Origin of the sequence: Psychrobacter maritimus, assembly GCF_029953575.1 — a bacterium.
In the GTDB taxonomy this organism is placed as follows: Bacteria; Pseudomonadota; Gammaproteobacteria; order Pseudomonadales; family Moraxellaceae; genus Psychrobacter; species Psychrobacter maritimus.
The window spans coordinates 1783093-1809294 of sequence record NZ_CP124526.1; the positions used below are offsets into that span (position 1 = coordinate 1783093).

The following is a 26202-nucleotide window of genomic DNA, read 5'->3' on the forward strand; positions in this document are numbered from 1 at the left end:
AAATACAGATTACTCAAAATATCACCCAAACGAAGGTAGCCCTAACTATGCCAAAACGTACCGACATAAAAAGCATTCTTATCATTGGCGCAGGCCCTATCGTCATCGGCCAAGCATGTGAGTTTGACTACTCAGGCGCGCAGGCGTGTAAAGCGCTAAAAGAAGAAGGCTACCGCGTCATCTTGGTCAACTCAAACCCTGCAACCATCATGACTGACCCTGTCATGGCTGATGCGACGTACATCGAGCCGATTACGTGGCAGACGGTTGAACAAATTATAGCTAAAGAGCGTCCGGATGCTATCCTGCCAACGATGGGCGGACAAACAGCGCTAAACTGTGCTTTAGACCTAGACAAACATGGCGTCTTGACCAAATATAACTGTGAGCTGATTGGCGCGACCAAAGATTCAATCGAGATGGCAGAAGATCGCAACTTATTCGATAAAGCCATGAAGCGTATTGGTCTTGAGTGTCCACGTGCTGAAACGGCTGAGACCATGGAAGAAGCCTTTGCGACCCAAGAAAAAATGGGCTATCCATGTATCATTCGTCCGTCATTTACTATGGGTGGTTCAGGTGGCGGTATCGCGTATAACCGTGACGAATTTATCGAGATTTGTGAGCGCGGTTTTGACTTATCACCAAACCATCAATTGCTTATCGATGAATCGTTAATCGGTTGGAAAGAATATGAGATGGAAGTGGTTCGTGATAAAAACGACAACTGCATCATCATTTGTGCGATTGAGAACTTTGACCCAATGGGCGTGCATACCGGCGACTCAATCACAGTCGCCCCAGCACAAACTTTGACCGACAAAGAATACCAAATCATGCGTAATGCTTCATTAGCCGTACTGCGTGAAATCGGTGTGGAAACAGGCGGCTCAAACGTCCAGTTCGGTATCAACCCTGACACGGGTCGTATGGTCGTCATCGAGATGAACCCGCGTGTCTCACGCTCATCGGCATTGGCATCAAAAGCAACCGGCTTCCCGATTGCTAAAATCGCTGCCAAATTGGCGATTGGTTATACCCTAGATGAATTGCAAAATGACATCACAGGCGGCAAAACGCCAGCGAGCTTTGAGCCAGCGCTCGATTATGTGGTGACGAAAATCCCTCGTTTTAACTTTGAGAAATTCCCACAAGCCGACAGTGTGTTATCAACACAGATGAAATCGGTTGGTGAAGTGATGGCAATCGGTCGTAACTTCCAAGAATCGATGCAAAAAGCACTGCGCGGCATGGAAACCGGCAATGATGGTTTTGATGAGCAAATCGACTTAGCAAAAGTCAGTATTGAGAAAGCCCGTAGCGAGATTAACAATCGCTTAACCATTCCAACGCCTGAACGGATTTATTATCTTGCCGATGCTTTCCGTATCGGCATGAGCGTCGATGAAGTGTTTAATTTAACCAAAATCGACCCATGGTTTTTGGTACAAATTGAAGACATTGTCAAAACCGAAGCACAAGTTAAAGCCCTAGGCTTTGGCGGTTTAACTGAGCAAAACCTGCGTAGCTTTAAGCGTAAAGGCTTATCGGATTTACGTTTGGCAAAACTGCTTGGCGTCTCACAAAAGCAGCTACGCAAAAAGCGTTGGGATTTAAACGTTTATCCTGTCTATAAACGCGTCGATACCTGTGCGGCAGAGTTTGCCACCAGCACCGCTTATATGTACTCAACGTACGACAGCGAATGTGAAGCCAATCCAACGGATAACAAGAAAATCATGGTTATCGGTGGTGGTCCTAACCGTATCGGTCAAGGTATCGAGTTTGACTATTGCTGTGTTCACGCAGCCCTTGCCATGCGCGAAGACGGCTACGAGACCATCATGGTTAACTGTAACCCTGAAACGGTTTCAACCGATTATGACACCTCAGACCGTCTGTATTTTGAGCCAATCACCTTAGAAGATGTACTTGAAATCGTCCGTATCGAAAATCCAGACGGCGTGATTGTGCAATTTGGCGGTCAAACGCCATTGAAACTGGCGCGTGCCCTTGAAGCTGCCGGCGTCAAAATCATCGGTACCAGTCCTGATGCGATCGACCGTGCTGAAGACCGCGAACGCTTTCAGCATATGATTCAGCAATTGAACCTTGTGCAACCAACCAATGCGTTAGCGACAAGCTTAGAAGATGGTTTGGTTAAAGCCAAAGACGTTGGCTATCCGCTAGTAGTCCGCCCATCATATGTACTTGGTGGTCGCGCGATGGAAATCGTCTATAACGAAGACGAGTTAAGACATTACTTGCGCACCGCGGTTCAAGCGTCAAACGAAGCGCCTGTACTCCTTGACCGCTTCTTAGATGATGCCATCGAAGTCGATGTTGACTGTGTCTGCGACGGCACTGACGTGGTGATTGGCGGTATCATGCAGCATATCGAACAAGCTGGCGTGCACTCTGGTGACTCGGCTTGCTCATTGCCGCCTTACTCATTATCAGATGAGCTTTGCGATAAAATGCGCGCGCAAACCGTTGCGATGGCAAAAGAGCTTGGCGTCGTCGGTTTGATGAACGTTCAGTTCGCGGTAAAAGGCGAAACGGTTTACATTCTAGAGGTGAACCCACGTGCAGCCCGTACCGTACCTTTCGTATCTAAATGTATCGGTACGTCATTAGCACAAGTCGCGGCGCGCTGTATGGCTGGTACGTCATTGAAAGATCAAGGTTTTACCACTGAAATCGTCCCAGCATTTTATGCGGTCAAAGAAGCGGTATTCCCATTTGCTAAATTTCCGGGTGTTGACCCAATCTTGAGCCCCGAGATGAAATCAACTGGTGAAGTGATGGGTGTGGGTAAAACCTTTGGCGAAGCATTCTACAAAGCGGTTATCGGTAGTAATGAGCGCCTGCCAGGTCTACCAACTGAGGGCGAAACCAAAACTGTCTTTATCTCGGTGCGTGATAGCGATAAAGAACAAGTTACTCCTATCGCTTGCCAGCTTCTAGATTTTGGCTTTAACATTGTTGCCACCACTGGTACGCAAAAAGTACTGGCGGAAAACGGTATTGAATGTAAGCAAATTAACAAAGTCACCGAAGGTCGCCCGCATATCGTCGATGCCTTGAAAAATGGTAAAATCGACCTTATTATCAATACCACTGAAGGCAAACAGGCACAAGAGGATTCATTCTCTATCCGCCGTAGTGCTCTGCAAGGTAAAGTCTTTTATGTGACAACCTTAGGCGCGGCAGATGCGGTTTGTAAATCTTATGCCATCGACTTACCGTTTGATGTGTATAAGCTACAAGATTTGCATGAACAAGCAAAGACTATCGCATAGCTCTATTGACTTGGCGGTATAATTTCAGTAGATTAAGCATAACTGCAGTGCTTGTTTAATCGCTGCTGCAAAACTTGTTATCTATTTTTATATAACAGTAATGCTTAAAAAACGTACGGCTTAAAAAAGCAGTGCTTAAAAAAAACAAAGTTTTAAAAAGACAGACCTAAAAAGCATAGTGGCTAAACTGCGACTATGCTTTTTATTACGTAAGGTTCATGTGTATCATCTATCAGTGTATATACGCTCATAGATAAGCGCGCATTTACTTATGACGCCGTCTAAACCTCATTCTTTTTATATCTTCACATACTCATTGCAACAACACTGACACCATCTCACTATTCACTAGGAGATGGTGTGGTGTTATTGGTTTAAGGAAAAAACATGCAACGTTATCCCATGACTCCGCAAGGACATGCGGCTCTAGAAGCCGAATTAAAACAGTTAAAAAGTGTCGACCGTCCACGTATCACCGCTTCTATCGCTGAAGCTCGCGAACACGGCGATTTAAAAGAAAATGCTGAATATCATGCAGCTCGCGAACAACAAGGTTTTTGTGAAGCGCGTATCCGTGATATCGAAGCCAAACTTGGCGGCGCGCAAGTGATTGACCCGACGACATTGCCAAAAGATGGTCGTGTGATATTCGGCGTCAGCGTCGTTATTGAAAACATGGACACCGAAGAAGAAAAACAATACAAAATCGTTGGTGACGACGAAGCTGACTTTAAAGCTGGCAAAATCTCTGTTAATTCACCTATCGCGCGTGGTTTGATTGGTAAATCTGAAGGCGACGAAGCGCGTATCGAAACACCAAAAGGTGTGGTCGAATACGAAATCATGAAAGTGATTTACGATTAATCTGTTTGGTTTTTATAGTGAGTAAAATAGTAATTTTCTTAAGAGGAATATAAAGTAAAGTACACAAAAATTTATCGTTTATAGGAGAGCAGTTACACAACGCTGCTTTTCTACTCAATTCGTTTTAGCGCATAATTGTTGAGTTGAGATGGCTAAATAATTAGGTGCATGGCACATGCTTAGCTTTTCATTTAAATAATGACGGATAAATCAGTAATTCGATAGTTTATGATTTAATCGTTTGATAACACGCTTCGATAGATAGCTTATATTGTTTGGCTGTTTATGACTATTGTTAGTACTGCATTAATACTGCTACCCTCGTTGACCTGCTCTGTAGAGTCAATTAACGAGGGTATTTTTATCTAAGTGTTTGTCATTTTTGTTTTACTTATTATAACTTTAAAGGACTTTATTATGACCATTATTATTCATCGCTCATCAGGTAGCATGCAAAAAACAGCGACATTTACTGCAGTATCAGCACTGTTGGCAGGCGCAGTGATGTCTATCGCCACAGCCAATGCAGCGCCTGAGATAGCGGTTAGCTCGTCTGTTGGTAGCACCACGGTGGTTGAGCAATATTCTGATGGTAAAACGGCGGTCATCACCGCAACGCCGAATAGCATCACCATGCAAGATGGCATGCCGTTTGCGGTAACACAAGTGACCAATGTGCCGCGCTATACGGTTCGTCAAGTCGCCAGTAACGGTATTAGCAATACCGTCGTCACCCAAGGCAGTGCCACGGTGACGAGCGTGCCTGTGACCAACCAGATGACCAATCAAACCAGCAGAGTTGATGTCATAGCCGTGCCGACGACTAGCGTGACAGAAGTCTTGCCTGTGACGACGGCTACCCAATTGCCAGTCCTCAATGCGCCAACGACAACCGTAGTGACGAACCAACCTGCAACGACGCAAATCGTATCTACCTCTTTAGACGCTCTGCAACTGAACCCAATCTTTAGTACGCCTGGCGTGGTCAATGCAAAAACCAAAGTCATGAAGATATTAAAAAACAAAGACGGTCGTGAAGTGGCCGTACCAGCGAATCATATCGCGCCTGGCGACGTCATCGAATATCATACCACTTATACCAATACCACCGCGCAGCCTGTCACTGATATCAATGCGATGGTGTCATTGCCAAATGGCGTGCAATTGGTATCATTAAACAGTCCATTACCAACGTTTGCGACCACCGGTGGCGATAGCTATCAAACTATTCAACAAGTTGGCAATACTGTAGTCGTTACGGAAAACTATTCTGGACTAAAATGGAACTTGGTTGACCTTCCTGCTAACGCACCGCAAACGGTTGTTATACGCGCTAAAGTTCAGTAACGACTACCGCGTATAAAAACATATTTGCTAAATAACTGCTCTAAAAGTCCTGCTAATGCAGGGCTTTTTTGTTTGTAGAAAATATAAACGACAAAACTCTTTTTAATAATAACTTTTCGATAGTAATTTTTCAGCTATAACTTCTCGATAATAAATTATTGGCATCTAACGACACCATCTGTCGTGTTATTTCTAATATTCTTCTATAAATACAATGACTTAACGTTAATTTTGTTAAAATAGCCTTTCATTAATGCATTGGTAAATATCGCTTATGGCAACCATCAATTATGAACGACTACAAGGCAAACTTAATATCTTAGCGGACGCTGCTAAGTATGATGTCTCTTGTTCCTCTTCGGCTGGTACGCGTAAAAACCAAGGCGGTGGGCTTGGCGATGCATCCGCAACCGGTATTTGCCACAGCTATACTGAAGATGGTCGCTGCGTTAGCTTGCTCAAAATCCTCTTAACCAATCATTGTATTTACGACTGTGCTTATTGTACCTCGCGCAAAAGTAATGACACCCCGCGCGCCGCTTTTAGTGTCGAAGAAGTCGTTGATTTAACCATGCAGTTTTATCGCCGTAATTATATCGAAGGGCTTTTTCTCAGCTCAGGTATTTTTAAAAGTGGGGATTATACGATGGAGCGCTTGGTCGAGATCGCCAAAATATTACGTACCCGTGAACGCTTCAACGGCTATATCCACCTAAAAACCATCCCCGGCGCTTCAAAGGAATTGTTATTAGAAGCGGGATTATATGCTGATCGTCTTAGCGTCAATATTGAGATTCCTACTAAGTCTGGTCTGGCTTTACTGGCACCAGAAAAGTCGCATGAGCAATTAAAAGCACCAATGCAAACAGTAAAAGAAGAAATCATCACTATCCGTGAAAGCCGTAAAACGCATAGAAAAACACCAAAATTTACCCCAGCGGGTCAAACCAGTCAAATGATTGTTGGCGCCAGTAATGAGACGGACTTGCAAGTCATACAGCTATCGAGTCATTTTTATAAACAGTATGATTTGAAGCGCGTCTATTACTCTGGCTATGTGCCGATGTTGGCAGATAGTCGCCTGCCAGCGATTGGAACGCCTGTGCCGATGATACGTGAAAACCGTCTGTATCAAGCCGATTGGCTAATGCGCTTTTATGGGTTTGGCGCGCACGAAATCGTTGAGCCAGACTCGCCATTTTTAGACTTAGACTGCGACCCAAAACTCGCTTGGGCGATTCGCCATCGTGAGTATTTTCCCGTTAATATTCAAACCGCCACTTACGAGATGATTGTGCGTATTCCCGGTATCGGTACCAAAACGGCTAGAAAAATAGTAAAGGCACGTAAGTTTAATCAGTTAACGCTTTACCATTTGAAGAAAATGGGTGCGGCGGTCAATCGTGCCAAGTACTTTATCGCTACGACGGGTAAGAACGAACATCTCGCGCATTTAACGCGTGGTAATTTCCGTCAATACGTACTGGCGCAAACGCAGACCAAGTATAAAGACCAACGTAATGGGCAGTTGGCGCTGTTTTAATCCAATAGGAACATAAATGTCACCACTGATGCAAAACCATGACTATATTATCGGTCACTTAACGCCCAGTATTGTGCTTTATGAGCCAAGTTTTGAAGGTTGGCTGAGTGCGGTATTTTATGTCTATGCCAACCGCTTACAAGATGATGAATCCTTACAGTTAATTGCTCAAGACTGCTATGTGCCCTCGTTAATCGCTCAAGCGACGAGCGTTGCTACAGATGAAAATCATGCCGAACGTGTACTAACAAAGCTGCATAAATTATTAGGTCGCTCAGGTATGCGCAATATTCTGTGGGGATTTTTATCAGAAAAAGACCATATCGGCACCACTTTATTTCAGGTAGTTAAATATGCCATCGACTACCCTAGCCGCGCTATTATGGAAGATTTGGGTAACCTGAATGTTTTGGAGTTGGTACAAACCGTCAAGTCTGTCGCTCGTGAAAAGCACTGCATGGAAGCCTTTGTGCGCTTTGAGCATACCACTGATGATATTTACTTTGCCCGCGTTGAGCCTGATTTTAATGTGTTGCCATTAATTGGTGAGCATTTTCGTCAGCGCTACCAAGATCAGCATTGGGCGATTTATGATGTGGCGCGCGGCTATGGCATTTATTATGACAAAAGTAAAAGCACGCCCATGCGCCCTGCTGCCTTGCAAACCATCACTGACCTAGATGATGCAGTACTGCGCAATCCTGCTAGTATCCATAGTCAAGATGAGCAGCTCTATCAAAAGTTTTGGCAAGGTTACTTTACCAACGTCAATATCAAAGAGCGTAAAAACCCACGGCTGCATAAGCAATATCTGCCGCAGCGCTATTGGAAATATCTCAGTGAAAAGCAAGTGCTACCTAATGCTGAGCATCTACAAAAACGTCGCTAGCTTCTTAAGATTAATACTAAGGTTAACTTTCGTTAAATGATTAATATTAGCTAAAAAAAGCATGGCAAATCTGACCTTATCTTTTTATCTTGGTGGTTGAGTTTTCGGCGCTTTTAACTGACAATAGCAGCTTGATATCTTATTTGGTGACCGACGCTATTATGAAAGTTATGCGCTTACTGTCGTCTTTAAAGCATGATGAATCCGAGCGCGGTATTTTTCATCTTGGACGCGCTTTGGTTAAAAATGAGCATACTTCCATCATTATCTCTAGCGCTGATGAAGAAAATGACTTGGTCAAACGTCTAAAGCGTGACGGCAATATTTACCATCAGCTCTATATGAATAAAAAATCTTGGCTGTCACTGCTACAAGTTGCCCCGCTGCGCCGCCTGATTGAAAAATACGACCCCGACGTCATTCATGTGCATTCACGCACACCCGCATGGATACTGCATTTGGCACTGCGCCGCGCGCGCGTCAAGCGCCGACCAAAACTGGTCTCGACCATGTATGGCTTTTATCCGATTAATAAATACTCGCAAGCGTTGCTTGATGTCGATACCATCATCACGGTCTCTGATAGCGTCACCAATTATCTAAAAAAAGGCCTGCGCCGTGAAGATCTAGAACCCAAGGTCATTAAGCGTATCTATCGCGGTGTCGATACGCGCCGTTATCCGTATCGGCATAATCCTTCTGTTTATTGGTTGCGGCACACTTTTGCTGAATATCCTGAGCTTGAGCACAAAAAATGGCTGGTCTTTCCGACCATCATTGGCAATGAATATGGGCAAGAATGGCTGATTGATATTCTGGGCAATCTACAAGAACAGTTTCCCAATATTCACGCCATTATTATGGATGGAGATTACCGCGAGGGCGACGTCGCGCATGAAGACTTTCGCCAACGTAGCAATACGTTAGGGCTTTCTGAGCGTATTACCTATGTCGGTAGTAAGCGTAACGACATGCGCGAGTGGCTGTCAGCCGCCAATATCGTCATGGCGCTTGCTAACGAGCCTGAATCTATCGGTATCAATGCCCTGCAAGCTATTCATTTAGGTACGCCAGTCATTGGCTGGGATCAAGCGGCATTTAGCGAAATTTTACAACCCTTATATCCGCAAGGATTGGTGAAAAAATATAATGCCAAAGCGCTCTGTAAAGCGGTGCGTAACCAGCTAGAGAGTGTTACCCGTCCTGAGATGACCAATAAATTCACCATGCGTGAAATGATTGAACAAACGCTACTCGTCTATCAAGGGTTATATGACCAATCGCTTGCAGAAGAACAAGCGCAGGCGGATGCAGCGGCGATTAAAAAAATTAAGAAAGGCCTTAGTAAGGCATCTAAATCTATTCCTGAATCTCCTTATGTAAAAATCGAACCAGCGGATAAAATCACCAAAATCAGGCTGCTTAAAGACACTACTAAAACGACCGATGCTAAAGTGCTAGAGACTAAAGTGCTAAAGGCTAAAACCGCAGACATGAAAGCGACAGATACTAAAGTATTAGAGCCTAAAATTACACAAATAACCAAACCAGCTGATGATTCAAAAGCAACTCAAGACAATACCGAATAGCATGCTTACAAGTCCTCATTTTTAACAAAAAAGCGCTGCTTCTATTTTTAGACGTAGCGCTTTACATGATAATAAATAATTTCTAAAACTCTTTTAAAATACCCAATAACGTTAATTAAGCTCTAACATTAACTTAATAAGTCGTGGGCGTATGCGCACTTACGATACGAGTTACGCCGTCAGTAGGATTGATAAAGGTGTGCGGTTTAATCGTATCAATCACATAACTGTCACCTTCATTCAGCAGATAAGTCGTCTCTTCAATACGAATTAATACCTTGCCTTCAATGACAGTGCCAATCTCTTCACCTTCATGAGCGATTTTTTCTTCCGTCGAGCTATTTGGCTGATAAGTCTCAATCAAAAACCCAAGATTTTTGGTGGTGCTACAATTATATACCTGCTTTAAAGACACTTTACTGCTGGGCTCGCTCAGCTCTATCAAATCTTATCAAATCACGCCGTCAATCATTATTAGCTACTTTTGCCTTAGGCGTCGTGGTTTTTATTGATGATTATTTAAACTGTCTAGCGGTATCCACTTCTGTCAAAAAGCTCACTGATGTCTATAACGTCTCGCGTGAGAAACTCGCTTATATTGTCGATTCAACCGCCGCACCTATGTGTATCATCGTTCCTATCTCTACTTGGGCGGTCTACTTTGCCGGTCTATTAGAAGATAATAAGGTATCGGGCTTTATATCAGTGCTATTCCTTATATGACTTATGCTTGGTTTGCACTTTTGATTGTATTCTTAGTAGCTTATGGCATTTTGGGTGATTGGGGTCCGATGAAAAAAGCAGAGGCTCGCGCCAAAGCGGGTAATCCTGTCCCTGAAGCCTTTGTAAAAGAGCAATTGGTTTCAAACGTTCAAGCCAAACGTAAGCTATCGTTTAAAGCCAATATCATGAACTTTGCCTTCCCAATGATTTTATTGATTGTTTCAACGGTTTATTTTGAAATTGATTTATTACGTGGCGCGCTATTAACTTGTTTTGTCACGGTTGTGGTGCATTGGATACAAGGGATTTTAAGCTTTGAGACTCAAGTTGAGGCTATCACGCCATATATGACGATTGTCATCTTCCCTGCTGTTATCTTTGCGGTCATGGCATTCCTAACTTTTGCCACCTCATAAGCTAGGGACTATATGTCCTTGCCATGCCAATTGTATTCCTAATATCGTTAGCGCTTGGTGTCAACACGCCGCTGATGATTGGGGCTTTATTGTCGGCTTCTTCATTTGGTAGTCATGCCTGTTTCTTTAGTGATTTATCGTTACTGGCTGCCCAAGGCGCTGGCTGTTCACCGATGCAACATGCCTTTACTCAGTTCCCCTATGCCATGCTCGGCGCGGGTTTATCCGTCGTGACGTTCTTAGGCTTGGGTTATATGATGGCTTAATTTGGACTATTGCAAGCATTCAAAATGAGCGCTATCTATGGATAAATACTTTATCAATTATTACCTATAGATAGTCTTCTCAGAAGACCGCCCACCTCTCTCAATAACTAAAAGGAATTAGATAATGAGAACTGTCACCGTTGCGACAACCCAAATGGCGTGCGGTTGGGATAAACAACAAAATATCGATACCGCCACTGAATTAGTGACCAAGGCTGCTAAAGCGGGTGCCAATATTGTCTTGCTACAAGAGCTGTTTGAAACCCCCTACTTCTGCCAAGTTCATGATTTTGATTACTTTAAACTGGCGACTTCAGTTGCCGACAATGCCGCTATCAACCACTTTAAAGCATGGGCCAAAGAGTTAGACATAGTATTGCCCATCAGCTTTTATGAAAAGTCTGGCAATACATTTTTTAATAGTGTCACCGTGATTGATGCCGATGGTGAGATACGGGGCACGTATCGTAAAACCCACATTCCAGATGGTATTCCTTATGCGGAAAAGTTTTACTTTACCCCAGGCGACACTAGCTTTAAGGTTTGGGATACCAAATATGCCAAAATCGGCGTCGGTATCTGCTGGGATCAGTGGTTTCTTGAGTGCGCGCGCAGCATGGCGCTGATGGGTGCAGAGCTACTGTTTTATCCGACAGCGATTGGTGATGAGCCGACATTGGGCATTAACTCAAAAGGTCACTGGCAGCGCTGTATGCAAGGTCATGCCGCCGCCAACCTTATGCCAGTTATCGCGGCGAATCGTATCGGTACAGAAACCATCAGTCAAAATGGCAATGACAGCACGCTAGAATTCTACGGTAGCTCGTTTATCACCGATGGTCGCGGCGAGATTATCCAAGAAGCATCGAAGGATAAAAAAGAAGTTCTTACTGCTACTTTTGATTTAGATGAACTGGCTATCGCGCGCCGCCAATGGGGCGTATTCCGTGATCGCCGTCCATCAATGTATGGCACGTTACTGACTCATGGCTAAATGATAAGCGATGCCTAAATGAAGCCTTTGTAGCACTTGAAATAGACTTTCTTTAGCATCAGGTTATGGATGTACGCATAAGACAAATCGTTTTTGCTGGTAGCAAGACTCATAACGTTACTCAGCAGCAACCAACATTATCTGCTTAAAAAGATAAACTTAAACAGACAAGCACAGAAAGATAAGTATAGATAGATAAGTATAGATAGATAAGTATAGGAATACACACATAGAAAGAAAGGCATAGAAAAAAACATAAACGGATTTTGAATCTAACCCTAAGGAATAATGATGAGCGATTATCAAGTAAACAACCCAGCAACTGGCGAAGTAGAAGGCACCTACCCGACAGCAACTGAGCAAGACATCCAAAACGCTATTGAACAAGCGCACAGCGCTTATCAAGACTGGCGTCAGGTTTCACTCACTGAACGCAGTGCCTTGCTGCATAAAATTGCCGATATTTATCTTGAACGCCAAGATGAGCTGGCTCGTATTGTGGCCAATGAGATGGGCAAACCTGTCGCCCAAGCAAAAGGCGAGATTGGCTTGGTTGCTGAGATTTATCGCTACTACGCAGACAACGCTGAGCAGCTACTAGCACCGCATAGCATCGATGTTGATAGTGGTTCTGCTTCTGTAGAAAAACTCCCTGTAGGTGCTCTATTAGGTATCATGCCGTGGAACTATCCGCATTATCAAGTAGCACGTTTTGCCGCGCCAAACTTTATGGCGGGCAATACCATTATCCTAAAACACGCGCCGCAGTGCCCTAAGACTGCCGAAGCCATCGTTGATATCCTAAAAGAGGCAGGCTTACCTGAGGGCGTCTATAACAACGTATTTGCCACCAATGAGCAAGCAGCGACCATCATCGAAGACAGCCGCGTACAAGGCGTCTCATTAACAGGCTCTGAGCGCGCAGGTCAGGCGGTTGCTAAAGTTGCAGGCGGCGCGCTGAAGAAAGTAGTGCTAGAGCTTGGTGGTTCAGATGCCTTTATCGTCGCAGCCGATGCCGATATCGAACAAGCTGTGAAAGGCGCAATCGAAGGTCGTTTTGGTAATACAGGGCAAGCTTGTAATGCGGCCAAACGCCTTATCGTCGTTGAATCGGTCTATGATAAATTCGTCGAAGGCTTTACCAATGCCGTACGTAACATGACATTGGCTGATCCGCTTGATGAAGGTACTTTTATCGGTCCAATGTCTTCAAAAGCGGCGGCAGTTAATTTACAAGAGCAGCTAGACAGTGCCGTTCAAGCCGGCGCAACGGTATTGGTCAAAGGTGGCATGGTCAAAGACAAGCCGGGTGCTTGGTTTGCGCCTGCCGTACTGACAGACGTTGATGAGTCTATGGATGTCTACCGTGAAGAGCTATTTGGTCCTGTCGCAGTCGTCTATAAGGCGCGTGATATTGAGCATGCGATTAAGATAGCCAACGACGTGCCTTTCGGCCTTGGGGCTTCCATCCAAACGCAAGATGCTGCCCTAGCTGCTGATATTGCTGACAAACTAGAAGTCGGTATGGTTACTATCAATGCTCCTTCTGGTAGTGAAGCAAACACGCCATTTGGCGGTGTCAAACGCTCAGGATTTGGCCGCGAACTTGGTACGCTTGGTATCACTGAGTTTTTAAATTATAAATTGATTCGTGATAAATCTTAATCGATTGATTGATTTTGAGAATAATAAAAAGCCTAACATTTACTGTTAGGCTTTTTTTGCAGCGGAATTTTATTACTATAATCAGTTCAAAATAGAAGCTATTTCTTTGGATTGTCCTTTAACCATAGCTGATTGACAATTTTTAATTCGCGTAGCTCTTCTGCCATAATCGCTTCACTGATACCAGGATATTTTATCCTTGCATAGCTATATAACACGATACCTAAGACCGTCCAGCCAAAGAAAATCCACCATTCAACAGCGGTCAACGCAGATGGCATACCTGGCATATAGAGCATCAATAAACCAAAACTTAGCACAATCGTCAGCATACCGACCAGTTTACCTGCTGGTATTCTAAACGGACGAACCATATCAGGCTCACGGTAGCGCAGTACTAAGAATGAGATAGCGACACAGGTGTAAGCGATAACGATACCAAAACCACCGGCATCGACAATCCAAACCAACATTTTGCGACCAAATAACGGCGCAAGCGTCGCCAAACCGCCAATTAATAAAATGGCGTTTGATGGCGTTTTATATTTTGGGTGCAATTTACCTAAAAAGGCTGGCAACATATGTGCTCTGGACATCGCATACAGCAGACGACTGCCGCCGATTAAAAAGGCGTTCCAGCTCGATAAAATACCCAGCACACCGCCAATCACTAACAAAATACCCGCCCATTTGCCTTGCCATGCATTGGTCATGGCATCAGCCGTGGCGAGGGTTGAGCTCTCTGCTTGTACCAGTGGTAAAGTCGTGCCCACACTCCACGCAATACCCACATACCACATCACCGCAACGATAATCGAGATAATCAAAAATTTACCGATATTGGGGCGCGTTAAATCAATCTCTTCTGCTGCCTGCGGGATAACGTCAAAGCCGACAAACATAAACGGCACCATAACAATAACCGCCATTATACCGCCGATACCACCAATAAATGCTGGCGCTTGTACTGAGTTTGAACTTTCAGGATTAAACAGTACCGCACCGATAAACAGTAACGTCCCGACGAATAAAATGCCCAATACGGCCGTTTTTTGGAACCAAGCACTGACTTCCATACCGCGGATATTGAGCCAAGTTACAATGACGGAGCCCAGCATACCGACCCCGACCCAAGTGGCATAGACATCCCAGCCAGCGATGGTCCAGAGATAACCTTGATTATAATTGGGGATAAAATATTCTACCACTGTCGGGAGTGCGACCGCCTCAAACGCGACCACTGAGAAGTAACCAAATAGAATACTCCATGAGCAGATAAAGGAGACATTGACCCCTAATGCGCGATGGGTATAAGTGTGCTCACCGCCGGTGACTGGCATCGATGCGGCAAGCTCAGCATAAGTCACCCCAATCAGTATCACTGCCAGTCCGCCTATCAAGAATGCCAGCATCGCACCCCACGTACCAGCAGACAAAATCCAACCGCCCGCTAAGACGACCCAGCCCCAACCGACCATCGCACCAAATGCCAACGCGATAACGTCTAGCGTCCCTAAAGATTTTTTTAATTCAGACATAATCTACTCCTTGTCCGTGTTTAATCCATGTGAATCTTTTGCTCATTACACCTAGAGTGACATGTATTTTGTATAACAGGATTTATATAACAGGGCATCGCCCCTCATGTTTATCTTTCCATACTTCTCGACTGAGAAGCTTGATAATGTTTTTATATATCGATAGCAGAGACAACAACAGCGTCTTGACTTGCAAGGCGCCGTTGTAAAACCACCGCTCAAAGCAGGACTGTCATCATCCAAACCTTAAGCATCCATTATTGTTAAATCTTAACGCCTTTAAGCAGTCAAAATACCTTTGATAATATCAAGGCCTTCTTGTAGCACTTCATCTTCAACCGTTAGCGGCACCATCACGCGAATGGCGTTACCGAACATGCCACAAGAGGCTAATAACAGACCTTGCTCAAATGCTTTGGCTTTTAAATTGGCCGTTGCTTCAACATCAGGCTTGCCATCACTGTCGATTAACTCAAACGCTAACATCGCGCCTTTATGACGAATATGACCGATACTGCTTAAGTTTAAACCCTTTAAGAAAGCTTCGATTTTATCGCCAATCTCAACACTACGCTCAAGTAGATTCTCTTCTTCGATGACTTCCATGACTGCTAAAGCTGCCACACAAGCCAGCGGGTTACCAGAATAAGTACCACCCAAACCGCCTACTTGCGGCGCATCCATGATATCAGCACGGCCGATAACGGCAGAGATAGGATAACCACCCGCCAAGCTCTTGGCACTGGTCATTAGGTCAGGCTCAACGCCCAACTGCTCACTGGCGAACAACGTGCCTGTACGGGCAAAACCACACTGTACTTCATCAAAAATCAGCACAATGCCATGCTCATCGCAAATCTCGCGCAAGGCTTTGGCAAACGATGGCGTGACTTGATGGAAACCACCCTCGCCCTGTACTGGCTCGATAATCATCGCCGCCACTTCACTTGGGTCGATATCCGCTTGGAAAATCATCTCAAGGCTATGCAATGCTTGTGCTTCAGTAACATTTAGCTCTTCAGCTGGGAATAGCGCATGAAAGACTGGGCCTGGCATCGGACCAAAGTTCTTTTTGTATGGCAATACTTTACCCGTTAGGCTCATGCACATTAGCGTGCGACCATGCCAACCGCCAACGAAAGAGATGACACCCGGACGACCGGTTTTTGCACGAGCAATCTTGATACAGTTTTCAACGGCTTCAGCGCCAGTGGTCAAAAAGAACGCTTTGGTATCACCGCTGATAGGGGCTTTTTGGCAAAGCTTTTCAGCAAGCTCAACATAGCATTCATAGTTAATCATTTGCGCGGCAGTATGGGTAAATTTGTCTAGCTGCTCATGCACACGCTGAGTGATTTTTGGATGGCTGTGACCGGTATTCAATACTGAGATACCGCCGACGAAGTCGATATAACGATTGCCTTCAATATCCCAAACTTCCGAGTTTTTTGCTTTTTCGGCAAAGATAGGAAAGGCAACGCCAAGTCCTGTTGGCAAAACCGCTTTACGGCGCTCAAGTAATGATTGATTGGTAGTAGTCATAAGAATATCCTTTTCTTTCTTCTTTACGTAGATGCCAGTGATGTGATGGCGGTTTATAGAGTAAGTTTTAGTGATAGTTGGGATTCCTGCTGCTGAATCCCGTTAAATACTGAGTGAAAATTAAACGGTTAAAATACGAAATAGCTAACTATTGGCTCCAGCTATTAGCTAACATCAGAGCACCAGTATTTGGTCACGACATATTCTTCGATGCCGTATTTTGAGCCTTCACGGCCAAAGCCTGATTGCTTAACGCCGCCAAATGGTGCGACTTCGGTAGAAATTAGACCGGTATTATGACCGATGATGCCGTACTCTAAACCTTCGGTAACGCGCCATGAGCGTGCATAACTGCCGCTGTAGAAATATGCAGCCAAACCATAAATAGTATCGTTAGCTTGACGGATGACGTCGGCTTCATCTTTAAAGGTAAAGATAGTAGCGATAGGACCAAAGATTTCTTCGTGGGCGATATCCATATCACTGCTGATATCGGTAATCACCGTTGGATTATAAGTCAGCTCTGATGCGCCGTTGGTGCTGCCGCCCGTGATAAGGGTTGCGCCTTTATCTAACGCGTCTTTTAGCAGTGCTTGTACTTTCTCTAAAGCTTTTTTATTAATCAACGGACCGATATCGACGCCTTCGTCCATGCCATTACCGACATTAAGCTCAGCGACTTTTTTCACAAATACGTCTAGGAATTTGTCTTTGATACTGTCCTGCACGTAGACGCGGTTGGCGCAAACACAAGTTTGACCGGCGTTACGATATTTAGAGGCGATTAAGCCTTCAGCGGCTTTTTCAAGATCAGCATCATCAAAGACGATAAATGGCGCATTGCCACCGAGCTCTAATGACAGTTTTTTGATGGTTGGGGCGCATTGGGCCATCAAGGTACGACCGACTTCGGTAGAGCCGGTAAATGACAGCTTATGAATGCGCGCATCGCCGGTTAGGATATCGCCGATGGTTGATGATTTGCCAGTTACGACTTGGATGACGCCTGCAGGAATACCCGCTTGCTCAGCCAAGGCAGCCAGTGCAAAGGCAGAAAATGGCGTTTCGGTTGCAGGTTTGATAATCATAGTACAGCCTGCCGCTAGGGCAGGTGCTGCTTTACGGGTAATCATCGCTGCTGGGAAGTTCCAAGGCGTGATAGCCGCGCAAACACCAACAGGCTGTTTTAGGATGACATGGCGCAGCTGTGCTTGATTGGCAGGGATAACATCACCGTATACGCGCTTGCCTTCTTCAGCAAACCAGCGGATGAAGCTATTGGCATAGCCAACTTCCCCGCGTGACTCGGTTAAAGGTTTGCCTTGCTCGGCGGTCATAATGATGGCCAAATCTTCTTTGTTGGCATCGATAAGGTCGGCCCACTTTTGTAGTAGCTCAGCGCGCTCTTTTGGGGTTTTGGCCGCCCACGTGATTTGCGCCTCATGAGAAGCCGCAACCGCATCATTGACATCGTCGGTCGTCAGGCTTGGCACGCTACCGATAATCTCGCCGTTAAAAGGATTGCTGACGTCAATAGTCGCGTCATCACTAGCACCATGCCAGCCATCTTTGATGAAGCACTGCTGTTTGAGTAGGTCTGGGTTTGATAGCTCTAGCGTATGTGGCAGTTGTGACATGTTGACACTCCTTGTCAATGTTATTTTGCAGATAGGGTTTGCAGATTTATAGCGATAAATAACTAACAATAAGTAAAAGGTTATGACTTAAATAATTATTGATAACTTGTTATTTGTTCAATATACTGAACATATATTCTATATACGAGACATCATTATAAGAATGATGGACGCATATTTGCAACCCCTATTATCAACTTTGTGATGATTTATCACTTTATTTTGATGTTTTTTTTAATTTTACCGACTTTTATAGGTTCCTTATGAGCACCACTGCCGTTCCTGCTTTGGACAAGACCTTTCAGATTTTAGATTTGATAACCGACAGCGCTCAACCCTTAACGGCAGCTCATATTGCCAAAGAGCTTAACCTGCCGCGCAGCTCAACCCACAACATTTTGCAAAGTCTTTTGGCCAAGCATGTCATCTATAAAGACAGCGATAGCCGCTTTCATTTGGGCTCGTATTTGATGTATTGGGCGGGCAAATATGAGCAGCAGCAAGGCGTCATTCAGCTATTTAAAGACCTTATTGTCCAGTATCCAACCCTACTTCAACATACGGTGACTTTATCCAAGCTCGATTTTGGTGAAGTGGTGTTTTTGGCTTGCCATGAAGCGCCGGCTCCGCTTGGCTTTACTTTCCGCGCTGGTGTGCGCGTACCAGCAGTATTTTCTGCCACTGGTAAAGCCATGCTTTCCACCTTTTCTATGGACAGCATAAAGTCCATCTATGCCAGCGGTTTCCCTACGCCCATTACCCAACACGGTGTCGATAACTTTAATGACTTATCTACCGAGCTGACGGCTATTCAAAATAGTCGCATCTCCCTTGACGATGGACAACTGCGCGAGGGCATGTATTGCTTAGGCACTTATATTCGCAATGCGTCAGGCAACGCGGTTGCCGGTATGGCGGTCAGCTTTTTGCAAGCAGAATATGAGTCCAAGCGAGCTGAGGTCAGTGCGGTACTGATTGAATTGGCAGAGCAAATTGAGCAGCGTTTGGGTTTTAAAGCCGAGTATTTAAAACTGAGATAGCAATAAATATTATTAAACGTCCGCTACTGATATCTATGATTTAAAAATAAGCTTAAACAATTCCATCGGCTTTAAGCTTGGCTATCATGTCACTGTCATAGCCCAAATCAGCAAGCGTACTATCGGTATGCTCGCTCAATTGCGGTGGCGGCGTACGATAAGTAACCGGTGAGGCGGACAATTTAATCGGATTCCCAAGGGCACGAACAGGGCTGCCTTGTTCGGCAAAATCAACCACCATCTCACGTGCTAGCGCTTGCGGCATGGCCAATGCCTCAGCAATATTATGAATCGCCCCACAAGGAATACCTGCGTTCTCTAAAACCTCTAACCAATAAGTACGAGGTTGCTCGGCAAACTTCTTAGCTAACTCATCACAAAGTAGCTCACGATTGGCAACGCGTTGTGGATTGGTCGCAAAACGGTTGTCACTATGCCAATCAACGCCCAACACAGTGCAAAGTTTGGCAAACTGACTGTCATTACCACAGGCTAAGATAAAGTGCACGTCACCCTGCCCTGCAAACACTTGATAAGGCACGATATTGGGATGCTGATTGCCGAGTCTTGGCGGGACTTTATCTGATGCCAAATAATTCATACCGACGTTGGCGAGCATCGCAAGCGCACTATCAAGCAATGCCACATCGACATGCTGCCCAAGTCCCGTATTTTGACGCGCTAATAAGGCCGCTTGAATACCAATGGTCAGCTGCAAACCGGCGAATAAATCGACGACTGCCACACCAACCTTATGCGCTTCACCATCGCTTGGACCAGTAATACTCATCAGTCCTGACAAGCCTTGAATAATATAATCATAACCGGGGCGCTTAGCGTCTGGACCTGTTTGACCAAAACCCGTTAATGACGCATAAATAAGGCGCGGGTTGTCTTGTTTTAGACTGTCATAATCTAAGCCGTATTTCTTTAGACCGCCAACTTTAAAGTTTTCAACGACGATATCGCTATCGGCAACAAGCTGCTTGATAATGGTTTGTCCGGCAGGCGTGGTGATATCAACAGTGAGAGATTTTTTATTGCGGTTAATAGTGGCGTAATAAGCGGAGGTATCATCGCTGAATTTTGGCGGCGCCCAATGACGCGTCTCATCGCCAATATGCGGACGCTCTACCTTGATGACTTCAGCGCCCAAATCTGCAAGCACTTGAGTACAAGAAGGACCAGCCAATACTCTCGATAAGTCGAGCACCTTGATACCGTGTAATGCACCTTTTGCCATATCAGTCATAATCTTCCCTTATTATGTAACTTATTCTTTGATAAAAATTTGATAAAAAATTGCCATGTATCATTTAGCTTTTACTGTCTTTTCTTTAATGCCTGAATACCTTTTAAGAATAGACACTGCTAAATAAATGATGCATAACAACGATGGATGAAAACAATGTATGAGAACTATGCATAAGAACAATGTATAAGAACAGTGCTTAAAAAATGCTTAAAAACTCAGAAACGTACGTTCCTGTTTATAACAGCTTATAAAAAGCCAAACAGCAACGTACGTTAATGGTCTAAAACTAGCTAGCATTGACTAGCTAGCACTTATTAATAAAACGCTTGAATACCAGTCTGCGCACGACCTAGGATAAGCGCATGAATATCGTGGGTACCTTCATAGGTATTAACCGCTTCTAAGTTCATCACATGACGAATAATGTGGAACTCATCAGAGATACCGTTGCCGCCATGCATATCACGAGCAATACGCGCAATATCGAGCGCCTTACCACAGTTATTACGCTTAATCAGTGAAATCATCTCAGGCGCCGCATTATCTTCATCCATTAGACGACCAACACGTAGCGCCGCTTGTAGACCCAAGGTGATTTCTGTTTGCATATTGGCAAGCTTCAATTGTACGAGCTGCGTTGCGGCGAGCGGACGACCAAACTGCTTACGGTCTAACGTGTACTGGCGTGCTGCTTTCCAGCAGAATTCAGCCGCACCCATCGCGCCCCATGCGATACCGTAACGGGCTTTATTTAAGCAACCAAACGGCCCTTTTAGACCGCGGATATCTGGGAAAGCATTGGCTTCAGGGACAAACACCTTGTCCATAACGATTTCACCGGTAACTGAAGCACGTAGTGAAAACTTACCTTCAATCTTCGGCGCTGATAACCCTTTCATACCTTTATCTAAAACAAAACCGCGAATCTCACCGGCATCGTCCTTTGCCCAAACGACAAATACATCAGCGATAGGGCTGTTGGTAATCCACATCTTATTACCTGTCAGCTCATAACCGCCATCAACCGCGCGCGCACGGGTCGACATCGAGGCAGGATCTGAGCCTGAATCCGGCTCAGTCAGACCAAAGCAGCCAACATATTCGCCAGTAGCAAGCTTAGGCAGATATCTCTCTCTTTGCTCTTCGGTGCCGTACGCCCAGATAGGATGCATGACCAAGCTTGATTGCACGCTCATCGCTGAACGGTAGCCAGAGTCAACGGCTTCGATTTCTTTGGCAATCAGACCGTAAGCGACACTTGATAAACCAGCACAGCCATAACCTTCAATCGTTACGCCAAGCAAGCCCATCTCACCCATTTGACGCATGATATTACGGTCAAAGTTCTCGTTACGATTAGCCTCTAAAATGCCAGGCATCAACTCTTTTTGAAAAAACTGACGGGCGCTGTCCGTGACCATGCGCTCTTCATCAGTCAACTGGTTGCGTAATAAAAACGGATCTTCCCAATCGAAACTTGGACGCGTAGATGTTGCCATGTGGATCTCCTTGATATCAGTCTTCCTGACCGACGAGTAGTGATTAATAAGTAAATTGACTGCACAGGTTATTGACTTGCTTATTCCGCTGTGCGAAACTTAGTTTCATAATTTAAATCTATTTAAGCAAAGTTTTACCGCGCTGTAAACCTTTATCAAAAAAAATGAGCATAAAATGACAAAAAATGTATCGGCAGCTCTGCCACTACTGGATCGAATGACCACTATTCTTGAGCAAAGTAAGGACGATAACGACCGGCAGTTTGTCACTGCATTAGGGCGTGGACTGACTTTATTGGCAGCCTTTGAGCAGCATGAGCAGCTCAGCCACCAGCAATTGTGTCAAATAACTTCCTTGCCAAAAGCGACCATCACCCGTCTTATTCATACTTTGATGACGCTTGGATTTTTACGCATGACCGAGCATGGACAGTATCAACTCGGCAGTAGCGCGGTGAGACTCAGCGCAACGGCGTGGAGTCGTCACGACATGGTAGCGGCAGCTGAGCCGTTGCTACGACAGTTTGCCAGTAGCAATGAAGTATCGGTGAATTTAGCAACCGAGGTCGAAGGAGAAATGCGCTATCACGCTTGTTGTCGTAGCCCTGCTCGCCTGTCAGTCAATTTGCAAGTTGGCTCGGCAGTGCCCGTCGCCCGTACTGCTATTGGGCGCGCTTTTTATGCCGCCAGCTCGCCAGCAAGACAGAGTGTGATTCTTAGTAATTTACAACAGCACTTATCTACAGAAGATTATAAGCACGCGCAGTTGGCTTTATCTGACGCTGCAGAGCATTATAGAGCGCATGGCTATACGGTATCAGATGGTGAGTTTTCTACCGATATATTGGCTGTGGCCGTTGGCGTCTTTGATGTTGCCACTGGACAGCATGCGTATTCGCTCAATGCCAGTGTGCCAAGTGCTAACTGGCAAGCAGATGAATATGCGGCGACGATTGTACCTAAGTTGCAGGCGCTGGCAGAAAAGATTGGGCGCGGTATTTAAGCACTTATTTGGCTAATAAGCCGTTTATGCCATGCTAAAACCTTTAAAAACGGCGTTATCACGTCATTATTAGCAAGCCGTTACTCAATTAATATGGAGCCGTGATATTATAGGCGTATGATGTACGCCATCAATTTGAGCCCCTGCCTTTATTGTCAGTGTTTAAGTTGGTGGCGCTTTAATTTGTTTTAATGAGTATTATCCAATCCTTTTATACTGAATAATGAATAGCGGCAAAGTTACGAAATAACTTTCTGCCGCATTTTTAATTCCAATGTTTTACTGTTGAGTATCGTTATGCCCCAATCTCGTACCAATTTGAATCCAGAATCAAAAACCAGTTCTCCTTATTTAGTCGGCGTATTTTTGCGCTATAGTACCTTTGCTGCGGCGGTCTTGCTGTTTTTAGCCGGACTGTTACTGACGAATTGGTGGCTAATCATTCTTGGCGGCTTCGGTGTGTGCTTGGGGATTTACGATATCACACAGTTAAAGCACGCTATTTTGAGAAACTATCCGGTTGCCGGCCACATCCGCTACGTGCTCGAAGACTTCCGCCCTGAAATTCGCCAATATTTATTGGAAAACGATAAAGAACAAGTGCCGTTTTCACGCCAGCAGCGCGCATTGGTTTATCAACGTGCCAAAAACGTCAGTGACACCAACGCCTTTGGTACGCTAGACAATTTATACGCCCATGATAAAGAGTGGTTTTTACAATCCGCCGTCAGTCAGCCGCTAGAAAACAAAGATTTTCGCATCGTGGTCGGTGGCGATCGTTGTAAGCAGCCGCATGATATGTCGGTATTTAATATCTCGGCGATGAGCTTTGGTAGTTTATCTGCCAATGCGATTATGGCGCTCAACCAAGGCGCAAAAATGGGCGGCTTCACCCATGACACCGGCGAAGGTGCGATTAGCCCTTATCACCGTAAATTTGGTGGTGATTTGATTTGGGAGCTGGGCACCGGTTATTTTGGTTGCCGTGATGCTCAGGGTAATTTTGATCCGCAGTCGTTTGCGGAAAAAGCTGTTGACCCGCAAGTAAAAATGATTGAGATTAAACTCTCACAAGGTGCCAAACCCGGTCAAGGCGGTGTGTTACCCGCCGAAAAAATCACCCAAGAAATCGCTGATACCCGTGAAGTTCCAACCGGTCAAGATTGCGTTTCGCCCTCTTCACATAGCGCTTTTAGCACGCCGCGAGAGTTGGTTGCTTTTTGGCAGCAGCTGCGTGACTTATCAGGCGGCAAACCTGTCGGCTTTAAGCTATGCGTAGGTCAACCTTGGCAGTTTATGGCGATTGTTAAAGCCATGATTGAAACCAACAACTATCCTGATTTTATCGTGATCGATGGCGCAGAGGGCGGCACAGGTGCAGCGCCCGTTGAATTTATGGACAACGTCGGTATGCCAATGGTTGAAGGGTTTTTATTGGTACACAATACCTTAGTTGGCGCCGGTATCCGTGACAAAATCAAGCTTGGCGTCAGTGGCAAAATCGTCTCAGGCTTCGATATTGCGCGCATGATTGCGCTTGGCGCTGACTGGTGTAACTCAGCGCGCGGCTTTATGTTTGCCGTTGGTTGTATTCAATCACGCTCGTGCCACACCAACACTTGCCCGACGGGGGTTGCGACCCAAGACCCGTATCGCCAAAAAGCGCTCGATGTGCCAAGTAAAGCGGAGCGCGTGGCAAGCTTCCATAAAAACACCCTGAAATCACTGGCCAGCATCGTTGGCGCGGTTGGCCTCCAGCATCCAAGTCAATTACAGCCTTATCATATTGCGCGCCGTTTAGATAACGGACAAATCAAGCTATTATCGAAGTTCTTCTACTTTGCTGACCAAGGCGCATTACTTGCGCAAAACGCTCGCGCCGACGTCTTTAACCAAATGTGGGTCATGGCAAATCCCGATAGCTTCCTTGCCAATAACGATGCGCTGATTGCTTATAATAAAGACTCGCGCGATAGAGGTAAAGAAACCAGCGCGCCGACCACGAAACACCCCGATGATTCAGTAGACATCATCGATGGTGGCATGTTAATTGGCAACGTCAATAATACTTTTCGCGACTTACCCCATACAGATGACTAAATGGATAAGCGAAGCAGCAAATAAGCGACAAAATATGGTAGAAGCATTACAATAGATAACTTCTATCCACCTGCCACAAGGCAAGTCATTGATGCCAATCTCCCTTTTTACTTTATCCCAAACTCTTTTGACGGCAGCGCTGATTGCATTAAGCATCAGCGCCTGTCAGCCGACAGACCACACAAATGATAGCAGCGCTGATAATGGCAAAAAGCATTGGTCATGCCAGTCGCAAAACGCGCCCTTTACTTATAGCGCTTGTCGTATCGACGCGCAGACGTTATCAGACCCTCGCTATTCTTTACAGCTGTTTTGGCAGCAAGCGGATAACAGTGCTAATAACACCCAGCCGCTGCTGACTTTCGATACTTTGTTAGCGACATTACCGTCTGAGCAAACGCTGTATTTTGCCATGAACGCCGGTATGTATAATGAAAATTATGCGCCGATTGGCTATACGGTTATCGAAGGTAAAGAGCTGCGGGCGTTAAATATTAAAGCAGGCGGCGGCAACTTTCACTTATTGCCCAATGGCGTTATGTGGTGGGATAAGTCTGGCAAGGTGCAAATTACTGAAAGCAATGCTTTAGATAAGCAGCTCAAAAGTGGTACAGCACAGCCTTGGTATGCGACGCAATCAGGCCCTATGCTGGTCATCAATAATGAGATTCACCCGCAGTTCAATCCTGACAGTACCTCGATTAAGCTGCGTAATGGTGCCGGTGTTTGCAGCGATGGCAGCCTACAATTTGTCAATAGCGAAGAGCCTGTGAGCTTTTATCAATTTGCCACCCTGTTTAAGGATGATTTAAACTGTCCAAATGCATTATTTTTAGATGGCGGCATTGCTTCGGCATTGTATGCACCGACTATCGATAAGCATGATAAAAAAGAGATGGGCGTTATGATTGGACTGATAGAAACAAAAAACTAGAAAAGAAAAGGTAAAAACGAGAAAACAGAAAGAAAAAATAGCCGCTATATTTTATA

At 45.1% G+C, this 26202-nt stretch carries 20 protein-coding genes and 1 pseudogene; 15 read left to right on the plus strand and 6 right to left on the minus strand.

Annotated features, from left to right (window positions below; translation table 11 throughout):
- The first annotated feature begins 47 nt into the window (after positions 1 to 47).
- From carB to QJS82_RS07470, 6 genes and pseudogenes are all read left to right on the plus strand, one after another.
- A complete protein-coding gene (carB, locus tag QJS82_RS07445; protein WP_281490066.1) occupies positions 48 to 3302 on the plus strand; it encodes a carbamoyl-phosphate synthase large subunit in 3255 nt (1084 codons plus the stop codon).
- Between the two features lie 387 nt (positions 3303 to 3689).
- Positions 3690 to 4166, plus strand: coding sequence for a transcription elongation factor GreA (gene greA, locus QJS82_RS07450; protein WP_079691347.1), 477 nt, complete (start codon positions 3690 to 3692; stop codon positions 4164 to 4166).
- Positions 4167 to 4583: 417 nt separating this feature from the next.
- On the plus strand, positions 4584 to 5513 hold the full coding sequence (locus QJS82_RS07455; RefSeq protein WP_281490067.1) for a hypothetical protein: 930 nt from the start codon (positions 4584 to 4586) through the stop codon (positions 5511 to 5513).
- A gap of 274 nt (positions 5514 to 5787) precedes the next feature.
- On the plus strand, positions 5788 to 7056 hold the full coding sequence (locus QJS82_RS07460) for a putative DNA modification/repair radical SAM protein (protein WP_281490068.1): 1269 nt from the start codon (positions 5788 to 5790) through the stop codon (positions 7054 to 7056).
- Positions 7057 to 7072: 16 nt separating this feature from the next.
- Positions 7073 to 7945, plus strand: coding sequence for a TIGR03915 family putative DNA repair protein (locus tag QJS82_RS07465; protein WP_281490069.1), 873 nt, complete (start codon positions 7073 to 7075; stop codon positions 7943 to 7945).
- A 161-nt stretch (positions 7946 to 8106) separates the two neighbouring features.
- A pseudogene (locus QJS82_RS07470) lies at positions 8107 to 9265 on the plus strand (glycosyltransferase); the annotation flags it as partial.
- A gap of 402 nt (positions 9266 to 9667) precedes the next feature.
- On the opposite strand, the gene QJS82_RS07475 reads toward QJS82_RS07470, so the two are convergent.
- The gene (locus QJS82_RS07475; protein WP_281490071.1) at positions 9668 to 9979 is read right to left on the minus strand and encodes a cupin domain-containing protein; all 312 of its coding nucleotides are present in this window, start codon (positions 9977 to 9979) and stop codon (positions 9668 to 9670) included.
- Between the two features lie 53 nt (positions 9980 to 10032).
- Here QJS82_RS07475 and QJS82_RS07480 point away from each other — a divergent pair, with 53 nt between their 5' ends.
- The 5 genes from QJS82_RS07480 to QJS82_RS07500 all read left to right on the plus strand — a co-directional run bounded on the left by QJS82_RS07480 (position 10033) and on the right by QJS82_RS07500 (position 13598).
- Entirely contained in the window at positions 10033 to 10257 is a 225-nt protein-coding gene (locus QJS82_RS07480) for a hypothetical protein (protein WP_281490072.1), read from the plus strand.
- The gene (locus QJS82_RS07485) at positions 10254 to 10673 is read left to right on the plus strand and encodes a hypothetical protein (protein ID WP_281490073.1); all 420 of its coding nucleotides are present in this window, start codon (positions 10254 to 10256) and stop codon (positions 10671 to 10673) included. Before QJS82_RS07480 ends, QJS82_RS07485 begins: the two co-directional genes overlap by 4 nt.
- A 23-nt stretch (positions 10674 to 10696) precedes the next feature.
- Positions 10697 to 10939, plus strand: coding sequence for a Na+/H+ antiporter NhaC family protein (locus tag QJS82_RS07490; RefSeq protein ID WP_281490074.1), 243 nt, complete (start codon positions 10697 to 10699; stop codon positions 10937 to 10939).
- A gap of 124 nt (positions 10940 to 11063) precedes the next feature.
- A complete protein-coding gene (gene aguB, locus QJS82_RS07495) occupies positions 11064 to 11933 on the plus strand; it encodes an N-carbamoylputrescine amidase (protein WP_281490075.1) in 870 nt (289 codons plus the stop codon).
- A gap of 291 nt (positions 11934 to 12224) precedes the next feature.
- Entirely contained in the window at positions 12225 to 13598 is a 1374-nt protein-coding gene (locus QJS82_RS07500) for an NAD-dependent succinate-semialdehyde dehydrogenase (protein ID WP_281490076.1), read from the plus strand.
- Between the two features lie 98 nt (positions 13599 to 13696).
- Here the strand turns inward: QJS82_RS07500 and QJS82_RS07505 are convergent, their stop codons facing one another.
- The 3 genes from QJS82_RS07505 to QJS82_RS07515 all read right to left on the minus strand — a co-directional run bounded on the left by QJS82_RS07505 (position 13697) and on the right by QJS82_RS07515 (position 18315).
- On the minus strand, positions 13697 to 15136 hold the full coding sequence (locus QJS82_RS07505; RefSeq protein ID WP_201618743.1) for an APC family permease: 1440 nt from the start codon (positions 15134 to 15136) through the stop codon (positions 13697 to 13699).
- A 279-nt stretch (positions 15137 to 15415) separates the two neighbouring features.
- Positions 15416 to 16678 (minus strand): 4-aminobutyrate--2-oxoglutarate transaminase, encoded by a 1263-nt coding sequence (gabT, locus tag QJS82_RS07510; RefSeq protein WP_201628946.1) that lies wholly within the window; start codon positions 16676 to 16678, stop codon positions 15416 to 15418.
- A 164-nt stretch (positions 16679 to 16842) separates the two neighbouring features.
- Positions 16843 to 18315, minus strand: a complete 1473-nt coding sequence (locus QJS82_RS07515; protein WP_281490077.1) for an NAD-dependent succinate-semialdehyde dehydrogenase — start codon at positions 18313 to 18315, stop codon at positions 16843 to 16845.
- A gap of 263 nt (positions 18316 to 18578) precedes the next feature.
- Here QJS82_RS07515 and QJS82_RS07520 point away from each other — a divergent pair, with 263 nt between their 5' ends.
- Entirely contained in the window at positions 18579 to 19355 is a 777-nt protein-coding gene (locus tag QJS82_RS07520; RefSeq protein WP_201588946.1) for an IclR family transcriptional regulator, read from the plus strand.
- A 52-nt stretch (positions 19356 to 19407) separates the two neighbouring features.
- Here the strand turns inward: QJS82_RS07520 and QJS82_RS07525 are convergent, their stop codons facing one another.
- Positions 19408 to 20607, minus strand: coding sequence for a CaiB/BaiF CoA transferase family protein (locus QJS82_RS07525; protein ID WP_281490078.1), 1200 nt, complete (start codon positions 20605 to 20607; stop codon positions 19408 to 19410).
- Positions 20608 to 20924: 317 nt separating this feature from the next.
- On the minus strand, positions 20925 to 22109 hold the full coding sequence (locus QJS82_RS07530) for an acyl-CoA dehydrogenase (protein ID WP_271133941.1): 1185 nt from the start codon (positions 22107 to 22109) through the stop codon (positions 20925 to 20927).
- Positions 22110 to 22284: 175 nt separating this feature from the next.
- Between QJS82_RS07530 and QJS82_RS07535 the strand changes: the two genes are divergently transcribed.
- The 3 genes from QJS82_RS07535 (at position 22285) to QJS82_RS07545 (ending at position 26146) form a co-directional block, all read left to right on the plus strand.
- Positions 22285 to 23112 (plus strand): IclR family transcriptional regulator, encoded by an 828-nt coding sequence (locus QJS82_RS07535; RefSeq protein ID WP_281490079.1) that lies wholly within the window; start codon positions 22285 to 22287, stop codon positions 23110 to 23112.
- A 297-nt stretch (positions 23113 to 23409) separates the two neighbouring features.
- Positions 23410 to 25212 (plus strand): FMN-binding glutamate synthase family protein, encoded by a 1803-nt coding sequence (locus tag QJS82_RS07540; RefSeq protein WP_201618750.1) that lies wholly within the window; start codon positions 23410 to 23412, stop codon positions 25210 to 25212.
- A gap of 91 nt (positions 25213 to 25303) precedes the next feature.
- Positions 25304 to 26146 (plus strand): phosphodiester glycosidase family protein, encoded by an 843-nt coding sequence (locus tag QJS82_RS07545; protein WP_281490080.1) that lies wholly within the window; start codon positions 25304 to 25306, stop codon positions 26144 to 26146.
- Positions 26147 to 26202 lie beyond the last annotated feature (56 nt).

Excerpts from the sequence above, each read along its gene's own strand:
- QJS82_RS07520 (WP_201588946.1), top strand. The coding sequence starts at position 18,579 with ATGAGCACCACTGCCGTTCCTGCTTTGGACAAGACCTTTCAGATTTTA.
- QJS82_RS07490 (WP_281490074.1), top strand. The coding sequence starts at position 10,697 with ATGCCAATTGTATTCCTAATATCGTTAGCGCTTGGTGTCAACACGCCG.
- QJS82_RS07465 (WP_281490069.1), top strand. The coding sequence starts at position 7,073 with ATGTCACCACTGATGCAAAACCATGACTATATTATCGGTCACTTAACG.
- QJS82_RS07505 (WP_201618743.1), bottom strand. The coding sequence starts at position 15,136 with ATGTCTGAATTAAAAAAATCTTTAGGGACGCTAGACGTTATCGCGTTG.
- QJS82_RS07500 (WP_281490076.1), top strand. The coding sequence starts at position 12,225 with ATGAGCGATTATCAAGTAAACAACCCAGCAACTGGCGAAGTAGAAGGC.
- QJS82_RS07515 (WP_281490077.1), bottom strand. The coding sequence starts at position 18,315 with ATGTCACAACTGCCACATACGCTAGAGCTATCAAACCCAGACCTACTC.
- QJS82_RS07460 (WP_281490068.1), top strand. The coding sequence starts at position 5,788 with ATGGCAACCATCAATTATGAACGACTACAAGGCAAACTTAATATCTTA.
- QJS82_RS07485 (WP_281490073.1), top strand. The coding sequence starts at position 10,254 with ATGACTTATGCTTGGTTTGCACTTTTGATTGTATTCTTAGTAGCTTAT.
- carB (WP_281490066.1), top strand. The coding sequence starts at position 48 with ATGCCAAAACGTACCGACATAAAAAGCATTCTTATCATTGGCGCAGGC.
- QJS82_RS07545 (WP_281490080.1), top strand. The coding sequence starts at position 25,304 with ATGCCAATCTCCCTTTTTACTTTATCCCAAACTCTTTTGACGGCAGCG.
- QJS82_RS07455 (WP_281490067.1), top strand. The coding sequence starts at position 4,584 with ATGACCATTATTATTCATCGCTCATCAGGTAGCATGCAAAAAACAGCG.
- QJS82_RS07535 (WP_281490079.1), top strand. The coding sequence starts at position 22,285 with ATGACAAAAAATGTATCGGCAGCTCTGCCACTACTGGATCGAATGACC.
- gabT (WP_201628946.1), bottom strand. The coding sequence starts at position 16,678 with ATGACTACTACCAATCAATCATTACTTGAGCGCCGTAAAGCGGTTTTG.
- greA (WP_079691347.1), top strand. The coding sequence starts at position 3,690 with ATGCAACGTTATCCCATGACTCCGCAAGGACATGCGGCTCTAGAAGCC.
- aguB (WP_281490075.1), top strand. The coding sequence starts at position 11,064 with ATGAGAACTGTCACCGTTGCGACAACCCAAATGGCGTGCGGTTGGGAT.
- QJS82_RS07525 (WP_281490078.1), bottom strand. The coding sequence starts at position 20,607 with ATGACTGATATGGCAAAAGGTGCATTACACGGTATCAAGGTGCTCGAC.
- QJS82_RS07540 (WP_201618750.1), top strand. The coding sequence starts at position 23,410 with ATGCCCCAATCTCGTACCAATTTGAATCCAGAATCAAAAACCAGTTCT.
- QJS82_RS07530 (WP_271133941.1), bottom strand. The coding sequence starts at position 22,109 with ATGGCAACATCTACGCGTCCAAGTTTCGATTGGGAAGATCCGTTTTTA.